Here is a 25,798-nt window from a genome sequence, read left to right as displayed (position 1 = left end):
AAAGCACGAAGGCGACCCTTGGGTCGCCTTCGCTCGTTTCGCGAACCTGAAATTCGCGCGACATGCTTACTTTTTCTTGCGTACGTACAGCACCAGGTTGTGATCCACCAACTCGACACCGTGCTCCTCGGCAATTGCATTCTGGAGTTTTTCGATTTCCACGCTGATGAACTCGACGACTTCACCGGTTTCAACGTTAACCATATGGTCGTGGTGCCCACCGTCGGCCAATTCGAATACCGCGTGGCCACCGTCGAAGTTGTGACGGACCACGAGACCAGCCGCTTCAAACTGGGTCAGAACACGGTAAACCGTGGCCAGACCGACGTCCTCGCCAGCTTCCATCAACGCCTTGTAGACGTCCTCGGCACTCATGTGACGCTGCTCGGTAGAGTCGAGCATTTGCAGGATCTTGACCCGTGGCAGGGTCACTTTCAGACCGGCTTTGCGTAGTTCGCTATTTTCAACCATGGTTAGCTTTCTCGCGATGCTGCTTCGCAGCTTCTCTTAATGCGGGTATGATCGGCGTTTACGTTGTCCCAGCCAAGATAGTGGAAGTCGCCCACCGATGCAAAACACCAAGCTCTTGCTAACCAGTTTCACCTTTGTGGGACTGCTCGCACTCGCCGGTTGTTCATTCCCCGGGGTTTACAAAATCGACATCCAGCAGGGCAATGTCGTCACGCAGGACATGATAGACCAGTTACGCCCGGGAATGACCCGGCCGCAAGTACGGTTTATCATGGGCAACCCCCTGCTTACCGACACGTTCCATGCCAATCGCTGGGATTATCTGTACAGCCTGCAACCGGGTGGCGGTGAACGCCAACAGGAACGCATCAGCGTTATTTTTAACTCAAACGACCAGCTTGTCAGCCTGTCTGGTGACTTCATGCCGGGCGTAAGCCGTGACGAAGCCATTCTCGGCAAGGACAGTGGCACTACCGTGACCGCTCCTGCTGAAAACGCCGAGAAGCCAAAACCGGAAAAACCGGTCAAGCCAGGTTCCATGCTGGATCAGATCCAGAAGGAAGTCGATGGTGTAGAAACCGTTCCGGTTCCGACACCAGAGCCGCTGGACACCTCGCCGCAATAATTGGCGAGGCAATAAAAAACCCGGGAATTCCGGGTTTTTTATTGCCTGCAGATTGGCTTGCTTACTGATTTCGAGCTTTGGCTTCAGCTGCTTTAGCCGCACGCAAACGCCGAACCTCTTTGGGGTCGGCGAGCAGCGGCCGGTAAATCTCGATTCGATCCCCCGCCTGAACCAGCCTTGCATCCGGATCAGAAACCACTTTGCCAAAAATCCCCAGAGGACACTCAGACAGATTCAACTCGGGAAACTCGATATCAATACCCGAGGCAAACACCGCCGATCGCACGGTCGCCCCCTCAACCAAGCTGACCGTACGCAGCACCTGACGATCAACGGCCGCAAATACGACCTCTATCTCGATCATCGATTCAACCATGCATCTGCTTGGCACGCTGGCAGAACGCATCCACCAGGGTATTCGCAGCCTGATTGAACAGCGGCCCCAGCGTGGCGCGCACTAGCGGCCCCGCGTAGTCGAAGGACAGATCCAAACTGATCTTGCAGGCCTTCTCGTTCAACACCTTGAACACCCATACGCCGTGCAACTGATTGAAAGGGCCCTCTTCGAGATTCATTTCGATCGATTGCCCAGGTACCAGCGTGTTGCGCGTCACGAAATGCTGACTGAGGCCACCCTTGGCCACGCCCACGCTGGCACGCATATGCTCGGGCGAGCTTTCCAGCACTTCAGCCGACGAGCACCACGGTAAAAACTCCGGATAACGCGCCACGTCGTTGACCAGGTCGTAAAGAAATTGCGCCGGGTACGGCAGCAGCGCCGATCGTTGAATATGTGTCGTCATGTAAGCGTCACTTCCAGAGCTGGGTGGCAAACACTACAAGAATGCCGATGGGCGCCACATAGCGCATCAAGAACAAAGACAGGGCAAACAGCGCCGGGTTACGAGTCGACAACTCGTCACGCACCGCATCACGCCCCATCACCCACCCGGCAAACAGCACGAAACACAACCCACCCAGCGGCAACATGATCCGCGAGGTGAAGAAATCGATCACACCGAAGAAATCAAGGCCACTCTGCGCGCCCCATTGGTAGAGATGGAACATCCCGCCTTCGCTCACGAAAAACTTGGCTTCCTTCCAGATATTGAAGGAGAACACCGTGCCCAAACCGACGAACCAGCAGGTGAATGCCAGCCAGAATGTCACCCAGGCACGCCTGACTTTCGTGCGTTCCACCAGGTAGGCAACCATGGGCTCAAGTAACGAAATTGCCGAACTCCAAGCCGCAACCGCCACCAGAACAAAGAACACAACGCCCATCAACTGACCGAAAGCCACATTACCAAAAGCGAATGGCAGACTGACGAACATCAGGCCTGGCCCCTCGCTAGGGTTCAGTCCGCCGGCGAACACAATAGGAAACAAGGCCAGACCGGCCACCAGCGAAACAAACGTGTCGAGCAATGCCACGCCGACAACCGTGCCAGACAATGACGCACTCTTGGGCATGTAGGCGCCGTAGATCATGATCGAGCCAACGCCCACGCTCAAAGAGAAGAACGCGTGGCCCATGGCGGGCAGCAAACCGTCGAGGACTTTTTCCGGGTGAAAGTCGAACATGAAATGCACGCCTTCCATGAAATGCCCAGTGGTCATGCTGTACCCCAGCAGCACCAGAATCATCACGAACAGCAGCGGCATCATGATCCGCAGGCTGCGCTCAAGCCCTGCAACCACGCCCTTGGCGATGACGAGCGCGGACAGCAGCATAAAAATCGTGTGCCAAAGTGTCAGACGCCAAGGATCGGCAATGACATTGCCAAAATAGGCACCGACCTGATCAGCCGTAGCGCCCTGAAAGTCGCCGCGTCCCATGTCGATGATGTAATCCAGCGACCAGCCACCGACCACACTATAGAAAGACAGAATCAGCAATGCCGTGATCATCCCGGCAAACGCCCCCCACGACCACTTGGGCGAGTGCCCAGCCTCAAGCGCCAGCACCTTCAGGGCATTCGCCGGACTTTGCCGGGCGCGCCGGCCTATCAGGGTTTCAGCGAGCATGACAGGGATGCCGATCAGTGCGATGCACACCAGAAACATCAATACGAACGCGCCGCCGCCGTACATCCCGACCATGTAGGGGAATTTCCAGATACTACCCAGTCCCACGGCCGAACCGGTCGCGGCGAGTATGAATACCCAGCGGCTAGCCCAACTGCCGTGGACAGAAACCTTGTCTGTCGACATCGTTTATCACGCCCAAGCGTTAGAAAAAGAGGCCGCATTGTCCGGCATTCACTCAACCTGCTCAAGCACGCAGCATCACCGTAGCCGACGGCCATTTATCTCCATATAATGCCGCCCCTATGGCTAAACAGAAGAAACACCCAACAGGGACCATCGCGCAGAACAAAAAAGCGCGACACGATTACTTCATCGAGCATAAGTTCGAGGCCGGTCTGGTCCTGGCCGGCTGGGAAGTAAAAAGTCTGCGGGCAAGCAAGCTGCAACTGGTCGACAGTTATGTGCTGCTCAAGGATGGCGAGGCGTGGCTGCTCGGCAGTCACATCACGCCTCTGATGACCGCCAGCACCCACGTCATCGCTGACCCGGTGCGCACTCGCAAATTGCTGCTCAATCGCCGCGAGCTTGAAAAACTCGCCGCCGCTGTGCAGCAAAAGGGTTACGCCTGCGTATGCCTGTCCTGGTACTGGAGCAAGCACATGGTCAAGTGTGAGATCGCTCTGGGTAAGGGCAAGAAGGAATACGACAAGCGTGACACCGAGCGTGAACGCGATGCAGGTCGTGAGTTGCAGCGTGCCGTGCGCAACAAGGGCAAGGAAGACTGAGTCTTTCTGCCTGAAAAGATCGCAGCCGGCGGCAATTCCTACAGGGAAATACATCTCCCACACGCAGGAACTGCCGCCGGTGCGATCTTTTGCTTTTAAAAAAGCTACTTCCCCTTTCGCCGCTCCGCTCGCGCCATGCGCTGAACCTCTTGCCGCACCTCTTCCAGCACTTCCTGCACATACAGAATGTGTCGGCTGGAAACTTCCCGCGCCTGCTCCGCGCGCCCCTCAATAATCGCCAGATACAATTCCCGATGCTGAGTGATCAGCATGTCGCGGGTTTCCGTGCGCTGCTTGTACATGCCGCCAATATTAGTCACGACGTTGCGCTTGAGCAGATCGAACAGCCCGCGAATGGTGTGCAGCAACACGGCGTTGTGACTGGCCTCGGCAATCGCCAGGTGAAATTTCGCGTCCGCAGCGCCCTCCTCCGCACGACTGATTTCGTCGTGTCGCGAATAGCAGTCCTGCAGCTCATCGAACGCAGCGGTCAATCGTTCACGATCAACGTCGGTAGCACGTAATGCAGCGTAATAGGCACACGATGCCTCCAGAGTGTGGCGAAATTCCAGCAGATCGCGCTGCGCCTCAGGGTTGCTTTCAAGCAATTGCAACAGCGGATCGCTGAACGTTGAACCCAGACTCTCAACCACATAGTTGCCGCCGCCCTGGCGACTGACCAGCAGACCTTTGGCCGCCAGTTTCTGAATCGCCTCGCGCAGCGACGGGCGTGATACGCCAAATTGTTCGGCCAGCGTGCGCTCCGCCGGAAGCCGTTCACCGGACTTCAACGTGCCCTCGAGAATCATCCCCTCAAGTCGCTCGACAATATCGTCAGACAAACGGCGCTGACGTATCTGATCAAACCCCATAACTCATTTCTCCACGACCCCGGCCGCTCGCCGGGCTCTCTATTCTGGCCTATCGGCGCCTTGCCGACATCTATCAGACGACATTGGCCCGAACCGGATCAGATGCGATCTGCACCGCTTGTTCGACAAAAGTTTCAGGGCGACAAATTGACACACCGATATAAAGGCTTTTACCCTAGCCAACAGCGATTGTAAATTGGTCTTACCAATTATCCAAGAACGCTGACAGTGCCTGACCAACAACAATTAGGGGCCACCCCATATGCAAACCTGGCAACAGCTCTACAGCCCGCTCGGCAGTCTCGGCGTGTCCGCACTCGCGGCCGTCATTCCCATCGTTTTCTTTTTCCTCGCCTTGGCGGTATTCCGCCTCAAAGGTCATATAGCCGGCAGCATCACGCTCGCCCTGTCGATTGCCGTGGCGATCTTCGCGTTCCAGATGCCGGTCGACATGGCCTTCGCCGCTGCCGGGTATGGCTTCGCCTACGGTCTATGGCCGATTGCCTGGATCATTGTCGCGGCGGTATTCCTCTACAAACTGACCGTCAAAAGTGGTCAGTTCGAGGTTATTCGCAGCTCGGTGCTGTCGATCACTGACGACCAGCGCTTGCAGGTGCTGCTGATCGGTTTCTGCTTCGGTGCATTCCTCGAAGGGGCCGCCGGTTTCGGCGCGCCGGTGGCGATTACCGCCGCCCTCCTCGTCGGACTGGGTTTCAACCCGCTGTATGCCGCAGGTTTGTGCCTGATCGCCAACACAGCCCCCGTCGCGTTCGGCGCACTGGGGATTCCGATCATCGTGGCCGGCCAGGTCACGGGGATCGACGCATTCAAGATCGGCGCCATGGCCGGTCGCCAACTGCCATTGCTGTCGTTATTTGTACCGTTCTGGCTGGTGTTCATGATGGATGGCCTGCGCGGCGTCCGTGAGACCTGGCCAGCTGCGCTGGTTGCGGGCTTGAGCTTTGCCGTCACCCAGTACTTCACCTCCAACTTCATTGGCCCGGAACTGCCGGACATCACGTCGGCCCTGGTCAGCCTGATTTCCCTGACCTTGTTCCTGAAAGTCTGGCAGCCGAAACGCAGCGCCGACGCGCAAATCGCCGGCGCCACGTCGAGCGCAACCATCACCGCCAGCGTCGGCGGTTTCGGCCAGAAGCGCACCACCGTACCTTCGCCCTACAGCCTGGGGGAAATATTCAAAGCCTGGTCGCCGTTCCTGATCCTCACCGTGCTGGTGACCATCTGGACCCTCAAGCCATTCAAGGCGATGTTCGCCGCCGGCGGCTCGATGTACAGCTGGGTATTCAACTTCGCAATTGCGCACCTCGATCAACTGGTGATCAAAACCGCACCGATCGTGGCAACGCCCACGGCGATTGCGGCGGTGTTCAAATTCGACCCGATTTCCGCGACCGGCACGGCGATCTTCTTCTCCGCACTGATCTCGATGCTGGTACTTAAGATCAACGTTAAAACTGGTCTTACCACTTTTAAAGAGACACTGTTCGAGCTGCGCTGGCCCATTCTGTCGATTGGCATGGTGTTGGCGTTTGCTTTCGTCACCAATTACTCCGGCATGTCTTCCACCATGGCGCTGGTATTGGCCGCGACCGGCGCTGCATTCCCGTTCTTCTCGCCGTTCCTCGGCTGGCTTGGTGTGTTCCTCACCGGCTCCGATACCTCGTCCAACGCCCTGTTCAGCTCGTTGCAGGCCACCACCGCCCACCAGATCGGTGTCAGCGATGTGTTGCTGGTAGCCGCAAACACCAGCGGCGGCGTGACCGGCAAGATGATCTCGCCACAATCGATCGCCGTGGCTTGCGCCGCGACGGGCCTGGTGGGCAAGGAGTCGGATCTGTTCCGCTTCACCCTCAAGCACAGCCTATTCTTTGCAACGATTGTCGGCCTGATCACTTTGGCTCAGGCCTACTGGTTCACTGGCATGCTGGTGCACTAAAACCGGCAAGAAGCCTACAAGCGACATGGAAATAACCGACGCCGGTTCGTGATTCCGGCGTCAGCAATTCACAACCCGGTCTGTAAGGCTGCTGAAAGCAACGCGCTCTATATTCAGCAGCCTCAGCGGACGGATAACCGGGATCACCCGGAGACACGCCTGATGAGCGAGCTTTTTTACAACGCGGTGCCGAACGCAACCCGCGTTGCACCGCCACTGCCCGAACCTCGGCAATACCCCAGCGAGAAACCCTCGCAGGTCTACCTGTTCGGGACGTGTGTAGTCGACCTCTTCTACCCGGAAGCCGGGATGGACGCGATCCATTTGCTGGAGCGCGAAGGGATCCGGGTCGAGTACCCGCAAGGGCAGAGCTGCTGCGGACAACCGGCCTACACCTCGGGTTACACCGAGCAGGCACGGACGGTGGCGCGCTCACAACTGGCGCTGTTTGCCGGGGATTATCCGGTGGTCGTGCCGTCGGGCTCCTGCGCCGGCATGCTGCGAGAACATTACGCCGACTTGTTCAAGGACGAGCCGGACACACTCAAACAGGTCCAGGCCCTCGCGGCCCGTACCTATGAGTTAGCGGAGTTTCTGCTGTTCGTCTGCAAGGTGCAGCTCAAGGACAGCGGCGCACCAGTGAAAGTCGCGCTGCACACCTCGTGCTCAGCGCGCCGCGAGATGAACACTCACCTGCATGGCCGAGAGTTGTTGGCGCAGTTGAGCAACGTGGAACGGGTCAATCACGACCACGAAAGCGAATGCTGTGGCTTCGGTGGGACATTCAGCGTCCGTATGCCAGACATTTCCGGCGCGATGGTGGCTGACAAGACCCGAGCGCTGAAGGAATCCGGCGCACACAAGGTGTTGAGTGCGGATTGTGGCTGTTTGATGAACATCAACGGCGCCTTGGAGAAACAAAAAGAAGCGCTGCGCGGCCAACACCTGGCGAGTTTCCTCTGGCAACGAACCGGGGGTGCGCAATGAGTACCTCGGCGATTATTCCGACGGTCACCGTAGAAGAAGATTTCCGCACCCGGGCGCACAACGCCTTGGGTGATCCGCAGCTACGGAACAACTTCCGTACGGCGATGGATTCACTGATGACCAAACGGGCAGCGGCTTTCAGCGATGCCCACGAAAGAGAACACTTGCGTGCTCTGGGCAACTCGATCAGAGCCCGCGCGCTCTCCAAGTTGCCCGACCTGCTCGAGCAACTGGAACAAAACCTGACCCGCAACGGTGTGACAGTGCACTGGGCGGAAACGGTGGACGAAGCCAATGGCATCGTCTTGTCGATCATCCGCGCTCACGAGGCGCGGCAAGTGATCAAGGGCAAATCGATGGTCAGCGAAGAGATGGAGATGAACCATTTCCTCGAGGCTCAAGACATTGAATGTCTGGAGTCCGACATGGGGGAATACATCGTCCAGCTCGACCACGAGAAGCCTTCACACATCATTATGCCGGCGATCCACAAGAATGCCGGTCAGGTCGCGTCCTTGTTCCACGACAAACTTGGCGTGGAATACACCAAGGACGTTGACCAACTCATTCAGATCGGTCGCAGAGTCCTGCGGCAGAAATTCTTCGAAGCGGACATCGGCGTCTCCGGCGTCAACTTCGCCGTGGCCGAAACCGGCACCTTGCTGCTGGTGGAAAACGAAGGCAACGGGCGCATGACCACCACCGTGCCCCCCGTCCACATCGCCGTCACCGGTATCGAAAAAGTCGTGGAAAACCTGCGCGACGTGGTCCCGCTGCTATCGCTGCTGACCCGCTCGGCGCTGGGCATTCCAATCACCACTTACGTCAACATGATCTCCGGTCCACGCAAGGAACATGAACTCGACGGCCCGCAGGACGTGCATCTGGTGCTGCTCGACAACGGTCGCAGCCAAGCCTTCGCCGACAGTGAACTGCGTCAGACCTTGAACTGCATCCGCTGCGGCGCGTGCATGAACCATTGCCCGGTCTACACCCGGGTCGGCGGTCACACCTATGGTGAGGTGTATCCGGGGCCAATCGGCAAAATCATCACCCCGCACATGGTCGGTCTGGCGAAGGTTCCAGACCACCCGAGCGCCTCGTCGTTGTGCGGCGCGTGCGGCGAAGTGTGCCCGGTAAAAATTCCTATCCCGGCATTGCTGCGTCGCCTACGCGAAGAGAACGTCAAAGCCCCCGACAGCCCTCATCAAGTGATGCGCGGTCAGGGCAGCAAGTACTCGCGCAAGGAACGTTTCATCTGGAACGCCTGGGCGAAACTCAACAGCTCGCCGACCCTGTATCGGTTATTCGGTTTCTTCGCCACGCGCCTGCGCGCCCTGGCGCCGAGCAATGTCGGCCCATGGACGCAGAACCACAGTGCACCGAAACCCGCCGCCCGCTCATTGCATGACATGGCCCGCGAGCATCTGGCCAAACAGGGAGATCGCTGATGAGTGCCAAGCAAAATATCCTCGGCAAACTGCGCAAAAGTCTGACCGGCACCACGCCGATTGCTGACGACTTCGACGTCGATCTGGTGACTCAGCCTTACACCTACAGCGCCGAACAACGCATCCCGCAACTGCGCAAGCTGATGGAAGCGGTGCACACCGAAATCCATCTGACCTCAGACGCAGAGTGGCCGGCACTGCTCCAGCAATTGCTGCGCGACCGTCAATTGCCCAGCCTGTTGATCGCACCGACGACAGCGCACGGGCAACGAGTCACACAGCACTGGGCGAACAATCCTGACCTGCCAACGCTGAAATCCTACAACCGGCCGATGGAAGAATGGAAAGCCGAGTTGTTCAACGACACCCCGGCCAGCCTCACCGGCACCCTCGGCGCCATTGCGGCAACAGGTAGCCTGATTCTCTGGCCGACCCGCGAAGAACCGCGCCTGATGAGCCTGGTGCCGCCGGTGCATTTCGCTCTGCTCAAGGCCAGCGAAATCCGCGACAACTTCTATCAGGTGCAGCAAGAATTTGAATGGGCTCAGGGCATGCCGACCAACGCGCTGCTGGTGTCCGGCCCATCGAAAACCGCTGACATCGAACAAGTGCTGGCCTATGGCGCCCACGGCCCGAAAGACCTGGTGGTATTGATTCTGGAGGACCGATGAGTCTACCGGCGGCTTTCCTGCGCGATGCGCAGCAACTGATTCCGGCTGATCGACGCTTTGACGATCCGCTATCAACCCTGGCTTTTGGCACCGACGCGAGTTTCTATCGGCTGATCCCCAAACTGGTGATCCGCGTCGAGTCCGAAGACGAAGTGGTGACCCTGCTGAAACTGGCTCAACGCGACCGTGTACCGGTCACGTTCCGCGCCGCCGGCACCAGCCTGTCGGGGCAGGCGATCAGCGATTCGGTTTTGATCGTGCTTGGGGATAACTGGAACGCTCGCGAAATTCGTGGCCAGGGCACGCAAATCCGTCTGCAACCGGGCGTGATCGGTGCCCAGGCCAACGCCTGGCTGGCGCCATTCGGACGCAAGATCGGCCCCGATCCCGCCTCGATCAATGCCTGCAAAATTGGCGGTATCGTGGCCAACAATGCCAGCGGCATGTGCTGCGGCACCGCGCAAAACACCTATCACACCCTGGCCGGCCTGCGCCTTGTTCTGGCCGACGGCACGCGCCTTGATACTGAAGATGCCCACAGTGTGGCGGCGTTTCGCGCGAGCCACGGCGATCTGCTCGAACGTTTGGCGACGCTCGGTCGCGAGACTCGCGCCAATGCCGAACTGGCCGCGAGAATCCGCCACAAATATCGTCTGAAAAATACCACTGGCCTGTCGCTCAACGCCTTGGTGGACTTCGATGAGCCTGTGGATATCCTGAGCCACTTGCTGGTCGGTTCCGAAGGCACTCTCGGCTTTATCAGCGCGGTGACTTACGACACCGTTATCGATCATCCGAACAAGGCCTCGGCGCTGATCGTGTTCCCGGATGTGGAAACCTGCTGCAACGCGGTCACCGTACTGAAAAGCCAACCGGTGTCGGCGGTGGAACTGCTGGATCGGCGCAGCCTGCGTTCGGTGCAGAGCAAACCGGGCATGCCTGCTTTCGTACAGCAACTGTCGAACAATGCCTGTGCGTTATTGATCGAATCCCGCGCGGCTTCTTCGTCATTACTGCAGGAACAACTGGCGCAGATCATGGCGTCACTCAGTGGTTTCCCGGTGGAGAAACAGGTCGACTTCACTGAAGACCCGGTCGAAAACGCCCGCCTCTGGGCAATCCGCAAAGACACCTTCCCCGCCGTCGGCGCCGTGCGCAAAACCGGTACCACGGTGATCATCGAAGACGTGACCTTCCCGGTCGAGCAACTGGCAATCGGTGTGAACCGCTTGATCGAACTGTTCGACAAACATGCCTACGACGAAGCGATCCTTTTCGGACACGCACTGGAAGGCAATCTGCACTTCGTTTTCACCCAAGGCTTCAACAGCGCGGAAGAAGTCGCACGCTACCAAGCGTTCATGGACGACGTCGCGCAATTGGTGGCCGTGGAGTTCGGCGGCTCGCTCAAGGCCGAACACGGCACCGGGCGCAACATGGCGCCGTTCGTTGAGCTGGAATGGGGCAGCGACGCGTATCAACTGATGTGGCAGCTCAAACGCCTGCTCGACCCCAGCGGCATCCTCAACCCGGATGTGGTGCTCAGCGAAGACCCGCAGATCCACCTCAAACACCTGAAACCGCTGCCGGCGGCCGACGAGATTGTGGACAAGTGCATTGAGTGCGGCTTCTGCGAACCGGTCTGCCCGTCGAAAGGCCTGACCCTCAGCCCACGCCAGCGCATCGTGATCTGGCGCGACATTCAGGCGAAAAAACGTGCCGGCATCGACACCACCGAACTGGAAGAAGCCTACGAATACCAAGGCATCGAGACCTGCGCCGCGACGGGTTTGTGTGCGCAACGATGCCCTGTAGGCATCAACACCGGCGAACTGGTGAAAAAGCTTCGCGGTCGACACGCAACGCATCAGAAAACTGCCGACTGGATCGAAGGAAATTTCGCCAAGACCCTGCAAGGGGCACGCTTCACCCTGCACGTAGCCAACGGCGCGCGAATGCTGCTCGGTGCGCCGCGTCTGACCAAGCTTTCGGCAACGCTGACGCGCCTGTCCAAGGGCCAAGTGCCTCTGTGGACGAGCGCGATGCCGCAACCGGAGAAAGCCATCCGTTTCAGCCCGAGCGTGTCGGACGAACGCCCACGCGTGGTGTATCTGGCGGCGTGTGTGTCACGGGTCATGGGCCCGGCGGCGGGCGATAAAGAGCAGATGTCGCTGTACGACAAAACCCGTGGCTTGCTGGAAAAGGCCGGTTACCAGGTCGTCTTCCCGGACAATCAGGACAACCTCTGCTGCGGTCAGCCCTTCGCTTCAAAGGGCTATGCGGAGCAGGCCGAACACAAGCGGCAAGAACTCATCAGCGCCTTGCTCCACGCCAGTCGCGGCGGGCTTGATCCGATCTATTGCGATACCAGTCCGTGTACGTTGCGACTGGTGCAGGACGTCGCCGATGTGCGTCTGGATCTGTACGACCCGGTGCGTTTCATCCGCACGCACCTGCTTGATCGGCTGGACTTTACGCCTCAGGACGCACCGATTGCAGTGCATGTGACGTGCAGCACTCAGCACCTGGGCGAAAGCCAGGCGCTGATCGATCTGGCGCGCAAGTGCAGCAAAACCGTGGTGATTCCGGAGGGTATTCATTGCTGTGGCTTTGCCGGCGACAAGGGCTTCACCACACCGGAACTGAACAGCCACTCGCTGCGCACACTCAAGGACGCAGTGCAGCATTGCAGTGAAGGGATTTCCACCAGCCGCACGTGCGAAATCGGCCTGACGCAGCATGGCGGGATCGACTATCACGGCTTGGTTTATCTGGTCGATCGAGTCACACGAGCCAAATCTGCCTGATCCATTTGTATGGAAAAGGGGCTATTTCGCCCCTTTTCAAGGCGAGCAGAGAGGTGTTTCGGCTTTTTCATACCGAACGTAAAAAAAAACGAATTCCTCTGCGCAGCCGCAGTCGATTAATCAAGCCCTAAACGAACGTGGCTTGTTCCGACCTCGGCAGAGCCGCCAGATCGTCCGGCAGCACCGAGACCAACTGTTCAAGGAGATACCCATGAAACGCACTGCTTTTGCTGGTTTGTTTATTTCCGCCGCACTGCTGGCCTCCCCCGTGTTTGCCGCGGACAACGATCTGTGCACCTCAAAACTGCAAGAACTCAAAGACAAGGTCACGTCCCTCCCGGCCACGTCGGAAAACACCACCATGGACATCAAGCGCATGCAGGGCGACGCGGAGATGGCGCAAAAAGCGGGTGATGACAAGAAATGCATCGCCTCGGCCACGCAAGCGCTGCAACGCGTAGACAATCTGGCCAACGAACCCGCCAACTAATGACAGCGTGGCCAACCTTCGGGTTGGCCTTCCCCTGTCGTTTGGCGTACACTGCGCAGGCTTGTTGCTCATCAAGATGTACAGAGCAATGAGTTCGGGGCCGTTTAGGATTCGACGCCGGTTGCGAAACTTTAGGTGCATGCCGAGTTGGTAACAGAACTCGTAAATCCACTGTTGCAACTTCTTATAGTTGCCAATGACGAAACCTACGGGGAATACGCTCTCGCTGCGTAAGCAGCCTTAGCCTTCCCTTCTGGTACCTTCGGGTCCAGCAATCATCAGGGGATGTCTGTAAACCCAAAATGATTGTCATATAGAACAGAATCGCCGTGCAGTACGTTGTGGACGAAGCGGCTAAAACTTACACAACTCGCCCAAAGCACCCTGCCCGTCGGGTCGCTGAGGGTTAACTTAATAGACACGGCTACGCATGTAGTACCGACAGCGGAGTACTGGCGGACGGGGGTTCAAATCCCCCCGGCTCCACCACTTCATCATCTAAAGACGTCCACGGACGTCTTTTTTTGTGTCTGAAATCCAGTAAATACGGGGGTTTCAGGGCCATTGAGCTCCACAGCGCTTCAGGCAGATCCATTTTGAAATGTATTCCAAGGCGTATTCCAAGCCCGTGACTGGTAAATTTTGGAATACACAAACAGCGTTGGAGTACCCATGGGAGCCCGAGCCACACGCCTTTCAGACCTAAAAATCAAAGCCGCCAAGCCCAAGGACAAAGACTACACATTGACCGACGGCGATGGCCTTCAGTTACGAGTACGAACCAACGGTTCGAGGCTTTGGAATTTCAACTACATCCATCCCGTCACCAAGAAACGGATCAACATGGGACTGGGAACATTCCCGGAACTCAGCCTGGCTCATGCGCGTAAACGCACGGTTGAAGCCAGGGAGCTGGTTGCCCAAGGACATGACCCGAAAGAGCAACGTGATGCAGATCGCCAAGCGAAAAAAGCCGCGACAGAGCACACCTTTCAAAACGTCGCGACAGCCTGGTTTGAACTGAAGAAAGACTCCGTGACAACCGCCTACGCTGAAGACATTTGGCGCTCGCTCACGCTGCACATCTTCCCGGATCTACAAGCGACCCCGATTTCTGAAATCAGCGCGCCTCAGGTCATCAAGTTGCTTAGGCCACTTGAAACCAAAGGCAGCTTGGAAACGGTCAAGCGCCTGACCCAACGCCTCAACGAAATCATGACTTACGGGGTGAACTACGGACTCATTCATGCCAACCCCTTGAGCGGAATTCGATCGGTCTTCAAAAAACCAAAGAAGAAAAACATGGCGGCATTACCCCCCGATGAACTCAATGAACTCATGGTGGCAATTGCCAACGCCAGCATCAAAAGAACCACCCGATGCCTCATCGAATGGCAGCTCCACACGATGACTCGGCCAGCAGAAGCTGCAACCACTCGATGGGCTGACATCGATCTCAAGAAGAAGATCTGGACGATCCCAGCGGAGCGCATGAAGAAACGCCGCACACACATCATCCCGCTCACGGAGCACGCTTTGGCGCTTCTGGAAGCGATCAAGCCCTACAGCGGACACAGGGAGTACGTGTTTCCTGCCGACCGTAATCCACGCACCCATTGCAACAGCCAGACCGCCAACATGGCGCTGAAGCGGATGGGGTTTGAGGGGCGACTCGTAAGCCATGGAATGCGCTCCATGGCGAGCACCATCTTGAACGAGCATGCCTGGGACGCCGAATTGATTGAGGTTGCCCTGGCTCATGTCGACAAAGATGAGGTTAGAAGCGCTTACAACCGCGCGGACTACATTGAGCGTCGACGCCCAATGATGGCCTGGTGGAGCGAGCACATTCAAAAGGCGGCCACGGGTGACTTTTCAATAGCAGCAATCCATGAAAACAGAAGCCAGAAAGTCGTCTCGATTCGTTAATCACATTCAAATTGATGGCGACGGCGGCGACAGCGGCGACAACCCTCGCTGTCTCTGAACAAGGGCGAGGCGACGAACTGGCGGTCGTCGCCAACATAACTCCCGATCGTGCTTTCCCGCCGTAGCAGCTGTAGTCGCGAAGGCTTCGCCGCGGCGTTTTGCAGCGGCTCGCTTGGCGATCTCACATACGGTAATAAATCTATCTAAAGCCACCGAGACCCAAGGTCTTCTAAGTAAATTGCCTCCCCTGATGGCCTGGTTGATCGCGAGTCGAGCGCGGGGTACACCAACGCCTCACGAGGAGCAGTTAACGACGATCCCGAGTAGTTCCAGAGCGCTGAAAATACATCTCATCGTCGTGCTTTCTCCTTAGTAGCGAGGAAAAAACTGACCTCATAAGGAGATGGTTCTCAATGCAATTGTGCGAAAAATGCGATCCACCACCCCGCCCTCTTCTGGATTATCAGCCCCAACCCTTGAGCTACCCGGTCGAAGCACTCGGTGAACTATTGGGGGGCGCGGTAGAACGGATGGCAGAGGTGATCGGCGCACCTATTGCCATGGCCGCACAATCGGTGCTGGCCACTGCGGCCCTGGTGACGCAGGGCCACGTCAACGTACAGCTCGACGGTCGCACCTACCCGCTGTCTCTGTATCTGCTAACGATCGCATCATCAGGTGACCGTAAAAGTGCAGTGGATCATCAAGCTCTCTCTGCAGCGCATAACTGGGAGCGAGAGCAGTGGTCTGTGTACACGGAAAAGCTCAATGCCTACCAATCTACCATCCGCCTTGCTGCCAAGGCTCAGCGACAGGCAAACCATGAAATCTGTGAACTCTCCGACCCCGTCCAGCCCAGACTGATTTCCACCGACCCTACCATCGAAGGCCTCACAAAAAACTTGTGTTATGGGCTACCAAGCATGGGCTTGTTCAATGACGAAGGTGGTCAATTCCTCGGTGGCAGCACCATGAGTAAAGAGAACCAGCTCAAAGCGATCACCACGCTGTCGAAAATCTGGGATGGCAGTCCCATTGATCGAACACGGTCCACACCCGGGGAAAGCCTTCGAGCCTATGATCGTCGTCTCAGCATGCATCTGATGCTGCAGCCGTACCTCGCTAACCAGTTCCTCAAAGATCCGATGATCAATGGCCAAGGTGTACTCGGCAGATTCCTGATCAGTTGGCCTGAACGTTTGATCGGTCAGCGCCTGTACAAGGCAGTAGATCTGACGCAAGACCCCAAGATCCAACGCTACCAATCGCATATCACTGATCTGCTGAAGAAACCGTTAGCGACCAACAAGGACGGATCACTCAAGCTCACGACAATGGAACTCACGCACAGCGCTCGCGTGGCCTGGATTGATATTCACGACACCATAGAGTGCCAGTCTGGCGAGTTCGGCGAGCTAGCAGGCGTTCAATCCGTCGCAAGTAAAGCTGCAGCCAATGTACTGCGCATCGCGGGGGTTCTGGCAGTAATCGAAGAAGCAACTGCCTTGAATGAAGAGCATATTCAGCGCGCTTCAACGCTAATGGACTATTACCTCGCCGAGATTCAACGCCTGACTGAGCAAGAACCGGTTAACACCCTACGGGAGGAAGCAGATCGTTTGTTACGCTGGCTGAAACAGAAAGGCTGGACCCGCTTTACCATCCGAGACATCAATCGCAACGGCCCTCGCTTTGCACGCAAAAGCCGTGATCACACTGCCACGCTGCTCGTTGAGTTACTCACAGCGAACTGTGTGAAATGCCAAGACGCCAAGACTTTCGAGGTGTGCCGTGTTCCGTCTGAATGACGCAGTACGCCGCTTTCATTCGAAAAATCGGACGCCCCCTGTCCTGCGGTGTGTCGCCACGGCCGTCGCCAATCTGTCGCCAGATGCCAACCGTGGCATCCCGCAGGTTGTCGCCAGTGTCGCCGCTGTCGCCACATCCAACTCAGATCGTGTCGACATCAAACTGCTGATCCAGCAATTGCGTAATGACGGGGTGGTGTTGCACCACCATGAAAATACTCTGCACATCCGACCGAGACACTGGCATCAGTTGGAACAAATCAATGGCCACTGGAAAGCTATGCTTCTCTTCCTTCAAACGAATGAAATGGATGATTAGGGTGAGGATCGATCAGCGTGAGAACCATGACGTTGGCTATCTCCAACTGCTGACTGATTCAAGGCTTGCGGGCTACGCCAAATTCAGAAGACTAAAGTATCGGATGCAGACAACCCTGCGCCCAACATTAGGGAGCACTCGATAGCCGGTTTTCGGATTGACGGCAAATGTCAGTGGATGCAATTTGCAAGCTCACACTAGCCGCCAGGATCTTCAAGACGGCACTGCGGTTTCCGCAGGATCCTCCCAAAACGCATCGCTTCCGGAAGCGCGGACAGTCGACCTGTATGTCGACGGAAGCATGATGTTCCCCCACCCAAGACGGGCCTCCCCGTCTTGGGGCAGGCCTTTTTTAATTTTGGAGGCCTTAATGAAAAATCGACTGGCAATGTACAAAGCCCTAAAGGCGATTAACGTGCCTGAGCAGAAAATCGAAGCAGTTATCCAAGCCATGGATTCTGATATGCATTTATCTACTGCAGGTACATCTGATTCCGACTTCGCACAATTTCGGGCAGAGCTACCCCGGCTTCGGGTGAGTCTCACTATAGATATTGGCGTGATGCTCTCCCTTGCGGTGGCGATTCTCTTCGCCGGGATTGCGTTTATCCACTGACAAAGTCTCTCTTCCAGCAAAATCAGAAACCATCTGTTCTAGGACAGGTGGTTTTTTTCGCTCAGGTATCAGGCACTGGATCCCGCAGACAGTGTTGACTAAGCGCGGCGCCTAGCTAGAGGTGCATGCGTGGCTAGGGGCAGCAATCGGCCAGGAGCGGCCATCCAGCGTCTACGAATTCAGGGCCGGTTCATATTGAGGTCAGGACTGTAGAGATGTTGGATGATAAACAAAAATATTATTGAACCAGGACAACTGGCGACGAAGCTCGCTGTGCAGGGCAATGAGGCTTGACCCAGTTCAACCTGCCTCTATTAGCTTCCGCGCAATCCACTCCGCAACCTGCGGCACGACGGCGTTTCCGGCACTGAAAGCTTCTGCAAGGTTGGCCGCATCCTGTTCGAGGCGAAGGCCATCATCGACAGACGCTCACTGCCGCTCATAGCAGCGCTTTAAACCCGTATAGAGCCGGAATCTCATGATGCCATGAAGGCTCTAACAAATGACGTGCGCCGGGCAAGTGCTTCACGCGTCAGTGTCTGCTTTCTGTAATTGCGAAAGCCCTCAATGTGTCGTTCGCTGTCTCTTGTACCGATCACGGAGAAATCTGGGGCGAGCGCGTCAGAGCAATCGTTTTTTTCAGTTTTTTAAAAATATTTTCGTCGATTTGAAAACGTTGTAATTGCAGAATGAATCGTCATATCGAAGGCTCAAGCTAAGGCATCAGAGCCTCAAAACGGCCGCTCAGCAACAGGCGATTTAATGTGCGCACGGTATGATGTGCACAACCCGCTGAATCTGGTCAGCGCTGAGGCAGCCTCGGGTGATCCGATGCTCAACATGCTGCTTCGCCCCCCCTTCTCTACACGGGCCAACAGATGCGCTCGCGACGTCTCGCGGACGCAAAAACAGACTTACCTATGGTGTACATTTAATGCAATTCAAGAAATCTGCTTTCATCGCAATCGCAATCGTGACCTCCTTGATCATGGGGTGTGACTCCGGCAAAAAAGTCGAACTCGAAGCCGGCTCGAAAATTACCGCAACGTTGTGGAGTGTCAGTGACACTCTTTTTGGCAAGGATCTCGCCGTTCAAACAGGTATGCGCGGGATTGAGCAATACGACGTTCCAACTCAAAACGCGCTGAAAAAAATGAATTGCAACCTTGCAGTCGAACCGAAGTGGGATGCGCCTCTCAGCCGGTTTGTCGCGGGCACAGCGAAGCTGGCTTGCGATAACGACACTGTTGAAATCCCCGCAGTCCTGATTGATGAAGAAGGCAAAGCTGGGGTCCCAACGCTTGCTTTGGATCAGCGCATCACTGTGAGGTTGACCGACTCGACAAAGATCACAATCAAGTAATCCGATAGCCCGAGTTGCTTCACACAAGCGCCTCCCCCCGCCTTGTGACGGCATACCACAGTTAAAAAAAGAAATAACAAAAAAGGCGCACCCCACAGGGGATGCGCCTTTGATTTTTAGCGGTTCAATACCCGTTGATCATCTACCCCAGTCCGCTATTGGCCGATAGCTGCCTAACTTGGATGACCACGTTTGGTCGATGCGGGCTTACGCGTGCATGCTATTACTCTGTTCATCTTTTCGCAGCGATTTGAGCCACGGCTCGGTTGTCCAGCAACGCGGCATTCACCGCGTCGCTGGACACTTGGTTAGAGGTTACTGCGTTGATAGCGGATCGAGTGGAAGGTCAACTCCTCGTCACCATCAAACAGCGACTCTTCTAGAGGGTTAACCACTCCGTTGCAGGTCGGATCGAACATTGATCCACTGGCCTGCAACGTTGGTGCTGCCTTTAGCTGTTCGGACAGCCCTTGGACGCGCAGGACCTGCCCTTCGCGGATGGCTTTCTTCAGCAACTTCAGCGGTTGGCGCTCCACCAGTTTGAGCAAGGCCGGTTCAATATCGCAGTACAGCATCTGCTTTTCCCCATCGTTTTGGATCACGCGCCGGCTGATCAGATGGGTACTATGAAAGACTGTCTGTTCGATACAGTTCATCGACAGGCTCAGATCAACGCAGGCGTGGTCGGCCAGCAGGTCAATGCGCATGGCGTAGTGCGCACCGAACGTTGCGTGCTCGTAGCGAATGAAATCCCCCTTGTGTACCCGCTCCAACACTTCCATGGCAAGGCTTGGATTGTCAGTCTGCAGGGTCAGGAGCGTTTCATTGGGCTCAGGCTTGATCTCCACTCGCAGTTGGCGCTCCAGAGTTGAGCGGCAGGCGGGGCTGATGAATAACAGGTCACCCCAACCGTGCTGGGGCGCGCTGATCCAGCCTGCGGCCGCCGCGCCGTCCAGCAATCCATTGCATAGCGCCTGGTGATAGTCTGCGTAATCCCAATACTGGTGTTGTGTTGGTTTAGACACGATCAACATCTCGATCTGCAGCAACTGGCCACCGAGCACAATGACTTGAGAGCAATTATTGTCTTCGTCAGGGAACTGGATGTACTGGCGGCGCAACGGCGGGTGTGTCACCGGTTCGGCGCAGGGCACGCCGAACACCAAGTACGCGTGGCCTTGGTAGAGGAACGGAATGAACTCCTCTCCCTCATCATTGTAGCGGCGTTCCTGCGGCCACTCTTTCAGGCACTGGGCGAACCACCGAGCATGCATTTGCATCCGCGCAGATTCGGGAATCAGCGGTTCCACGAAGTCTGGCAGGTCGTCCCAGTCGTCTCCACGTTGATATTCGAACAGATAGTCTCGGCTTGCCTGATACCACGGAGCCACTTCCCACATGATCTTGAGGTCGTCGCCAAAGGGTTCTGCAGTCATTGACTCGACGGTGATATCGGCGTCAAAAGCAAATAACCGCGGCCAGAAAATCCGGGTTCCCAACAGCAGTAGATCCTTTCCGTTAACACAGACTCGACTTTGAATCACCGCCAATGGATCCGGCCCCATGCCGGTAGGTAGCCATTCACTTGGTGTGATGGCTTGCAACACATCCTGCAGTGCCACCGGGTTGCCTGGTACCGCGAATACTTTCCGCAGCACTTCACAGAGCTCTGGCAAATTGCGGTTAGTGATGATCAGTTGGCTGACCGAGGCTGCCAACGTGCATAGATGCTTGGCCAGATATGCTGTTGCATTCAGGGACTGGGGCAGTTCGGCCAGTTGCAGCGAACCTTGAAGAGGGGGCTCCTGTTCGAGTCGGGTACACAGATCTGTCCAATCGGCACAGCCATAGGGGCCGCGCGCTAAAACGTATTTGGCAGTTGTCAGGTCGATATCGAACAAATCGCGCAGTTGCTTAGCCTGCACTTTGATAGTTTCGCGGCGTGTAGTCGGTACCATAAGTTCTCCGTTGCTCCCAAGGAGCGACATCGGAGACGCCCACCCGCCATCCCCGATGCCCGGAAGAGGCTCAGGTCAAGAGATTGCTGTGATGATCATGGTTCGATGCGGTTAGCTGCGGCCGGTGAGGCCTCAAGGGGTGGGCAGCCCGTCGACCATGTAGCGACGTGTGGCAAAACTAGCGCAAAGTGATTTGCGACGCAAGCTATTGGAATCACGCGAAAAAATTTGACCGTTCAAAACCGACTTTCAGGTTCAGGCTCGGAGGATAATCGCCACGAGGCTGTCTGACGGGGACTTGCGCCTGCGCGCCAACACTGGCGGACACGGAGGCTTTACGGTGCCCTGCTCCTTCTTCCTCACAGCTCCCTGCGCAGGCGTGGCTTGGGAACCATGCCGCCCCTGCGCAGGGAGCCGACAAGGCCGAAGGCCGCGTCAGTCCCTCAGGCAATGATATGTATGCCCCTACCCGAAAACGCGCATGAACCGGGCCGTCACTGCAAACCGCAGTGACGGCCCCGCAGACGCCTCAACATCACGGGCAAATCCTGAATCCTAAAACGTGCGGCATACATGATGATGCCCCCATACACTGGCCCAGCAAAAACCTAAGACGACAGGTTCGAGAGTCGTCATCCCAAAAGCGCAAGACTCCTGCGAGCGCTGATCCAACAGGATGGAGTTAGCCAGGTATGCAAGGTTCCAGAAGCATACCGACCCATACCCATGGGATGGAGCCGCCTTTGTCTGTAGACCTATTCCCTAATATGCCGCTACTACGCTGTCCCAAATAGCGGACCTTTGCGCAATAGCGATGCCTCCACTTAACAATCCCATCCATTCCTTGGAGTACTCATCAACATTAAAAACTAACTCATCCCGCTCCATCTCCGTCCGACCTTCCAGCAGGAAGAAAGACGGACGTCTCAGCCGAGACACCGGTGTTTCCTGAACACCATGCCCCTGCCCTTCGGGGATCTCGCCTAGCGAGTTGGCACCAACACTTACCAATGATTTTCAGGACAGGACAACAGCAAAAAACAAAGCCAGTGAGTGGATGGGATATGGACGATTTGACCTACACCCTGCGGCAACTTTGCCGGCGCAATCGCGATGGCAGTCACAACACTCAGGCCGACCGTATCCGTTCATTGGGGCTGATCGCTCGCCAGCTGCGTGAGATTGGCTTCCGTCAGATGAAAGCCTCCTCGCTCAAGGGCAAACACGTACAGGCACTGCTGGATCGATGGCAAGGCGAAGGCCTGTCAGTTGGCACCATCAAAAATCGGCTTGCGCACCTTCGATGGTGGGCTGAAAAGATCAGCAAGGCTGGCATCCTCCCCGCGGACAACACGCAACTGGGTGTAGCCGAACGGCGCTTCGTCACTAACGTCAGCAAAGCTCAGGAACTGGGAACAGACCTTGGCAAGATCGCCGATGCCCATGTACGCATGAGTCTCCAGCTTCAGTCGGCGTTTGGACTACGCCGTGAAGAAGCGATCAAATTTCAGCCCAAGTATGCGGATCAAGGAGATCACATTCTCCTCAAGGGCTCATGGACGAAGGGTGGGCGTGATCGCTCTGTGCCGATCACTACTTCGCAACAGCGCGAGGTGCTGAGCACGGCACATCAGCTAGCGGGAGCTGGCTCATTAATCCCGGCTCAGAAAACGTATATTCAGCAGAGAAACACCTACGATGGTCAGTGCAAGGCAGCAGGCCTGAGCCACATGCATGGGCTGCGTCATCATTATGCACAAAGCCGTTACATAGCTTTGACAGGATGGAAGGCTCCGGCGGCAGGAGGAATCTCGGCCAAGGAATTGACCCCATTGCAGCGCTTTCAAGACCGTACCGCTCGACAACTTATCAGCCGTGAACTCGGGCATGAGAGAACACAAATTACCGCGATTTACCTCGGCCGATGATTCAGGGCGCTCGACGTCGATCGCCAACAACTCAAATCTGAAGCTGGTGGCGACCACAGGTAGTGAGAAGCCTCATACAACATTAGGAAACAGTCGAAAACCGATTACCGGATTGACAGCAAAAGGCCTCAGGGGCATTTTTGCTATGCATCTAGCTGATTCGTTCAGCACGCCAGCCGCCAGGATCTTCAAGACGGCGCTGCGGTTCTCCGCAGGATCCACCAAATGACCGCATAGCTTCCGGCAGCGCGGACAGTCGACTTGATTGTCGATGGAAGCATGACTTTCCCACCCACGACGGGCCTTTCCCGTCGTGGAGAAGGCCCTTTTTGTTTTAGGAGGCCTTAATGAAAATGGAACTGGCGATGTATCAGGCACTGCGCGCAATCGACGTGCCTGAGCTCAAAGCCGAAGCTGTTATCCAAGCATTGGAATCTGACATGCTCACACTACTCGCTACGAAAAGTGATCTCGCAAGTCTCGCTGCTGAAATCGGCAAAGCGACTGCTGAAATTGCTAATACTAATCATCGGCTGACTGCAGAGATCGCCAAATCTGATCTCAAGTTGTCCATTCGCATGGCTTCCATGCTCGCCGTGACGATCGGCATCTTGATCGGGGCGATGAAAGTCTTCTTATAGTGTTCTTAGCGATTACATAAACCACGAAAATCACCTGTCTTTCGACAGGTGATTTTTTTGCGAGTCTTGGCTACGAATAAGACAGTGAGTTTGACTAATCATCCATTTAGGCTCCCTTGCCGCCGTCATCTATGTGAGCATGGATATTCTCTTGCGGATGAACCGGCTCGGTTATGCCAGCTTAGTAGACAAGCTTGCCCTGTGGGGCGGGGCCTCAGTTGGCCGCCCAAAAAAGACGCCAACAGTGGGGTTTTTGACATCAGCAAATTCAAAGGCAACCTATCATCGGTGCATGCTATTTTTCGATTACTGATCACCGATTTAGGTCAGGGCGTCTCAATGCCGGAGCTGACCACAGTTGACATTTCACTTGACAACTGATTAGATTCTTAAAGATCGTGTTTTAATGCGTTAAAGGCTCACCAGCTACCAACAGGACGGCTACGCCAGCCGTCCTGTTGGTAGCTGGTGAGCGAAAAACAACCGTTTTTTACACAGAATGGTCGCCGGGCGATACATTTCGTCGGTTAAATTCTTGCAATTACAGCCCTTCACCTGTAAATGCGCAGACTGGATGTGCTAACCTCAAATCCAAGTCCATTTCACCCGTATGGGTACATTCGCCATGATCAGCGGCCACCAGCATTCAAATGACCTTAGCTTTGCGGAAATGATGAGCCTTAAAAGCAGCTCACGTGATCGCCAGGTTGGTGCTGTCTATGCAGCTGACCCTCAGATGCTTGAAATGGCTGCTGCCCGTGCCAAAGCAGCCCTTCGTGGCAACTCTGCTTCAATCGCTCGCCCACAACGATTCTCTGCGCTAAGCAACTGATGCCCGAAACGGTAGACGAAGACGCTCCGTTCGCCCTACTTGAACGTTCAGAGCTCTTCGCTTTCCTGCTCGAACTAATTCAGCGCGTCTACCGCCCCTCAATTCAATCAGCTGTCACCGATTACGGCCTTGTGATCGTTGGCGGGCAATCGCTTACGCTTTGGGCCCGGCAATACCTCATCGACGAAATGACAGGTGAGGATGTCGGATTCGTCACAAGCGATGACTTGGACTTTATCGGCAAACCCAACTCTATTGATTATTGCGCCGAGATGATGGGGGTTCCTTTTCGCAGGGCGAAGATGGACGACAACACAATAAATATTGCCGCCGCGTACATTGACTGGGTTGACGGTAAAGAAGTCATCGTCGATATCCTGGAAATGGACAGCGTCGGGGGCGCGCCCAAAAAAGAGATTTTCAAGTACTTATCCGTTCTGGATATCGAAGGCGTGCAAGTCGCCGTCATCGACCCCATCACATGCCTAAAGTCTCGCTTGTTCAACCTATTTGCTTACTGGCAGGATCGGAGGCACAGGGAATCCGTGCGGGTGAAGATCGCACTTCGCGCCTCGAACCATTACCTCCGCGACCTGCTTGTACATGACGGATACCGAGCCATAACAGAACATGTCCGCCGAATTAAGGCCTTGGCCCTGACACCGCTCGGCAAGCGTGTTTATGTCGAATATGGAATCGACATGCTGGACGCCATCCCCTACGATCCGGCACTGTATCCAGCTGCCTATACGGACCGGGAACGACCGAACATGCTCCGCCAAATTGGTGATGTACGCCGACGGAAGTTAATTCAGTACCAACGATTCGCTTGTGGTCCTATTCACCTGAGCCATCTTCATCCCGCGGTAGAGAACGATCCAAGATAAGAGAATCTGGATAACGCAAAACACTCACGCGGTCATCTCCTCGACTCTCTTTATCGGTTGGCGTTCAAGTTGCTGGCGGCTTCCTATCCGACAGCGGCGCGTTCCTGGGTCACCAACAGACGCTCGTAGTAGAGCATACCGATCTGTCGATCCAGCACACGAGTACTCCAGTTTTGCGTGGCGGCCTCAGTCATATACCACCGGCGGCGCTGCCAACCGTGAGCAAGGTGCGGTAATAGATCTGTAAGCGTCTGCCCAACTCACGTTGCGTAAGTCAGACAGATACCCACTGATGCGGCAGCAGTTGGTCGATCTCACTCGCCCGTTGCGTCGGCAACCGCGTCAGCACATCTTTGAGATAGGCATACGG

23 protein-coding genes and 1 other RNA gene are annotated in these 25,798 nt (G+C 56.1%); 17 read left to right on the top strand and 7 right to left on the bottom strand.

The window, feature by feature from the left end; translation table 11 throughout:
- Positions 1–66: 66 nt before the first annotated feature.
- Entirely contained in the window at positions 67–471 is a 405-nt protein-coding gene (gene fur, locus AACY02_RS09305) for a ferric iron uptake transcriptional regulator (RefSeq protein WP_339431686.1), read from the bottom strand.
- A 97-nt stretch (positions 472–568) separates the two neighbouring features.
- Between fur and AACY02_RS09300 the strand changes: the two genes are divergently transcribed.
- On the top strand, positions 569–1,096 hold the full coding sequence (locus AACY02_RS09300; protein ID WP_339431685.1) for an outer membrane protein assembly factor BamE: 528 nt from the start codon (positions 569–571) through the stop codon (positions 1,094–1,096).
- Between the two features lie 61 nt (positions 1,097–1,157).
- Here the strand turns inward: AACY02_RS09300 and AACY02_RS09295 are convergent, their stop codons facing one another.
- Genes AACY02_RS09295 through AACY02_RS09285 form a run of 3 tightly spaced genes read right to left on the bottom strand, consistent with a single transcriptional unit; the run spans position 1,158 to position 3,310 of the window.
- Positions 1,158–1,472, bottom strand: coding sequence for an RnfH family protein (locus AACY02_RS09295; protein WP_339431684.1), 315 nt, complete (start codon positions 1,470–1,472; stop codon positions 1,158–1,160).
- A complete protein-coding gene (locus AACY02_RS09290; protein WP_016986510.1) occupies positions 1,465–1,899 on the bottom strand; it encodes a type II toxin-antitoxin system RatA family toxin in 435 nt (144 codons plus the stop codon). Before AACY02_RS09290 ends, AACY02_RS09295 begins: the two co-directional genes overlap by 8 nt.
- A gap of 7 nt (positions 1,900–1,906) precedes the next feature.
- Positions 1,907–3,310 carry a sodium-dependent transporter gene (locus AACY02_RS09285; RefSeq protein ID WP_339431683.1) on the bottom strand — a complete coding sequence of 468 codons (1,404 nt, stop codon included), beginning with the start codon at positions 3,308–3,310 and terminating at the stop codon, positions 1,907–1,909.
- 119 nt (positions 3,311–3,429) lie between these two features.
- Between AACY02_RS09285 and smpB the strand changes: the two genes are divergently transcribed.
- Entirely contained in the window at positions 3,430–3,912 is a 483-nt protein-coding gene (gene smpB / locus AACY02_RS09280; RefSeq protein WP_007915208.1) for an SsrA-binding protein SmpB, read from the top strand.
- 104 nt (positions 3,913–4,016) lie between these two features.
- On the opposite strand, the gene AACY02_RS09275 is transcribed toward smpB, so the two are convergent.
- The gene (locus tag AACY02_RS09275) at positions 4,017–4,784 is read right to left on the bottom strand and encodes an FCD domain-containing protein (RefSeq protein WP_339431682.1); all 768 of its coding nucleotides are present in this window, start codon (positions 4,782–4,784) and stop codon (positions 4,017–4,019) included.
- Positions 4,785–5,046: 262 nt separating this feature from the next.
- Here AACY02_RS09275 and AACY02_RS09270 point away from each other — a divergent pair, with 262 nt between their 5' ends.
- The 12 genes from AACY02_RS09270 to AACY02_RS09215 all read left to right on the top strand — a co-directional run bounded on the left by AACY02_RS09270 (position 5,047) and on the right by AACY02_RS09215 (position 19,182).
- Positions 5,047–6,741 carry a lactate permease LctP family transporter gene (locus tag AACY02_RS09270; protein WP_339431681.1) on the top strand — a complete coding sequence of 565 codons (1,695 nt, stop codon included), beginning with the start codon at positions 5,047–5,049 and terminating at the stop codon, positions 6,739–6,741.
- A 162-nt stretch (positions 6,742–6,903) separates the two neighbouring features.
- Positions 6,904–7,728 (top strand): (Fe-S)-binding protein, encoded by an 825-nt coding sequence (locus tag AACY02_RS09265; RefSeq protein WP_339431680.1) that lies wholly within the window; start codon positions 6,904–6,906, stop codon positions 7,726–7,728.
- A complete protein-coding gene (locus AACY02_RS09260) occupies positions 7,725–9,179 on the top strand; it encodes a LutB/LldF family L-lactate oxidation iron-sulfur protein (RefSeq protein ID WP_339431679.1) in 1,455 nt (484 codons plus the stop codon). The genes AACY02_RS09265 and AACY02_RS09260 overlap by 4 nt, the downstream gene beginning before the upstream one ends.
- Positions 9,179–9,850 carry a LutC/YkgG family protein gene (locus tag AACY02_RS09255; protein WP_339431678.1) on the top strand — a complete coding sequence of 224 codons (672 nt, stop codon included), beginning with the start codon at positions 9,179–9,181 and terminating at the stop codon, positions 9,848–9,850. The genes AACY02_RS09260 and AACY02_RS09255 overlap by 1 nt, the downstream gene beginning before the upstream one ends.
- Positions 9,847–12,657 (top strand): FAD-binding and (Fe-S)-binding domain-containing protein, encoded by a 2,811-nt coding sequence (locus AACY02_RS09250; protein ID WP_339431677.1) that lies wholly within the window; start codon positions 9,847–9,849, stop codon positions 12,655–12,657. The genes AACY02_RS09255 and AACY02_RS09250 overlap by 4 nt, the downstream gene beginning before the upstream one ends.
- Before the next feature lie 211 nt (positions 12,658–12,868).
- The gene (locus tag AACY02_RS09245; RefSeq protein WP_221730590.1) at positions 12,869–13,147 is read left to right on the top strand and encodes a hypothetical protein; all 279 of its coding nucleotides are present in this window, start codon (positions 12,869–12,871) and stop codon (positions 13,145–13,147) included.
- A gap of 96 nt (positions 13,148–13,243) precedes the next feature.
- Positions 13,244–13,636: a transfer-messenger RNA gene (gene ssrA, locus AACY02_RS09240) on the top strand.
- Between the two features lie 183 nt (positions 13,637–13,819).
- The gene (locus AACY02_RS09235; RefSeq protein ID WP_339431676.1) at positions 13,820–15,076 is read left to right on the top strand and encodes an integrase domain-containing protein; all 1,257 of its coding nucleotides are present in this window, start codon (positions 13,820–13,822) and stop codon (positions 15,074–15,076) included.
- A 413-nt stretch (positions 15,077–15,489) separates the two neighbouring features.
- Positions 15,490–16,884 (top strand): YfjI family protein, encoded by a 1,395-nt coding sequence (locus tag AACY02_RS09230; protein ID WP_339431675.1) that lies wholly within the window; start codon positions 15,490–15,492, stop codon positions 16,882–16,884.
- Positions 16,868–17,203, top strand: a complete 336-nt coding sequence (locus tag AACY02_RS09225; RefSeq protein ID WP_339431674.1) for a hypothetical protein — start codon at positions 16,868–16,870, stop codon at positions 17,201–17,203. Before AACY02_RS09230 ends, AACY02_RS09225 begins: the two co-directional genes overlap by 17 nt.
- A gap of 370 nt (positions 17,204–17,573) precedes the next feature.
- Positions 17,574–17,819, top strand: a complete 246-nt coding sequence (locus AACY02_RS09220) for a hypothetical protein (protein WP_339431673.1) — start codon at positions 17,574–17,576, stop codon at positions 17,817–17,819.
- Between the two features lie 934 nt (positions 17,820–18,753).
- The gene (locus AACY02_RS09215) at positions 18,754–19,182 is read left to right on the top strand and encodes a hypothetical protein (protein ID WP_339431672.1); all 429 of its coding nucleotides are present in this window, start codon (positions 18,754–18,756) and stop codon (positions 19,180–19,182) included.
- A gap of 308 nt (positions 19,183–19,490) precedes the next feature.
- Here the strand turns inward: AACY02_RS09215 and AACY02_RS09210 are convergent, their stop codons facing one another.
- Complete coding sequence (locus tag AACY02_RS09210) at positions 19,491–21,140, bottom strand: hypothetical protein (RefSeq protein WP_339431671.1); 1,650 nt, start codon at positions 21,138–21,140, stop codon at positions 19,491–19,493.
- A 1,064-nt stretch (positions 21,141–22,204) separates the two neighbouring features.
- Here AACY02_RS09210 and AACY02_RS09205 point away from each other — a divergent pair.
- From AACY02_RS09205 to AACY02_RS09195, 3 genes are all read left to right on the top strand, one after another.
- Positions 22,205–23,068 (top strand): integrase domain-containing protein, encoded by an 864-nt coding sequence (locus tag AACY02_RS09205; RefSeq protein ID WP_339431670.1) that lies wholly within the window; start codon positions 22,205–22,207, stop codon positions 23,066–23,068.
- Between the two features lie 347 nt (positions 23,069–23,415).
- Complete coding sequence (locus tag AACY02_RS09200) at positions 23,416–23,709, top strand: hypothetical protein (protein ID WP_024617742.1); 294 nt, start codon at positions 23,416–23,418, stop codon at positions 23,707–23,709.
- A gap of 831 nt (positions 23,710–24,540) precedes the next feature.
- Positions 24,541–25,428 carry a hypothetical protein gene (locus tag AACY02_RS09195; RefSeq protein ID WP_339431669.1) on the top strand — a complete coding sequence of 296 codons (888 nt, stop codon included), beginning with the start codon at positions 24,541–24,543 and terminating at the stop codon, positions 25,426–25,428.
- A 274-nt stretch (positions 25,429–25,702) separates the two neighbouring features.
- Here the strand turns inward: AACY02_RS09195 and AACY02_RS09190 are convergent.
- Positions 25,703–25,798 (bottom strand): transposase domain-containing protein (locus AACY02_RS09190; RefSeq protein WP_221733679.1); only part of this gene is annotated, 96 nt, incomplete at its 5' end.

This window comes from Pseudomonas sp. EA_65y_Pfl2_P78, from assembly GCF_963970495.1.
Classification (GTDB): Bacteria; Pseudomonadota; Gammaproteobacteria; order Pseudomonadales; family Pseudomonadaceae; genus Aquipseudomonas; species Aquipseudomonas baetica_A.
The sequence above is the reverse complement of the archived record's forward strand: the minus strand, read 5'-3'. Positions and strand labels throughout refer to the sequence as shown.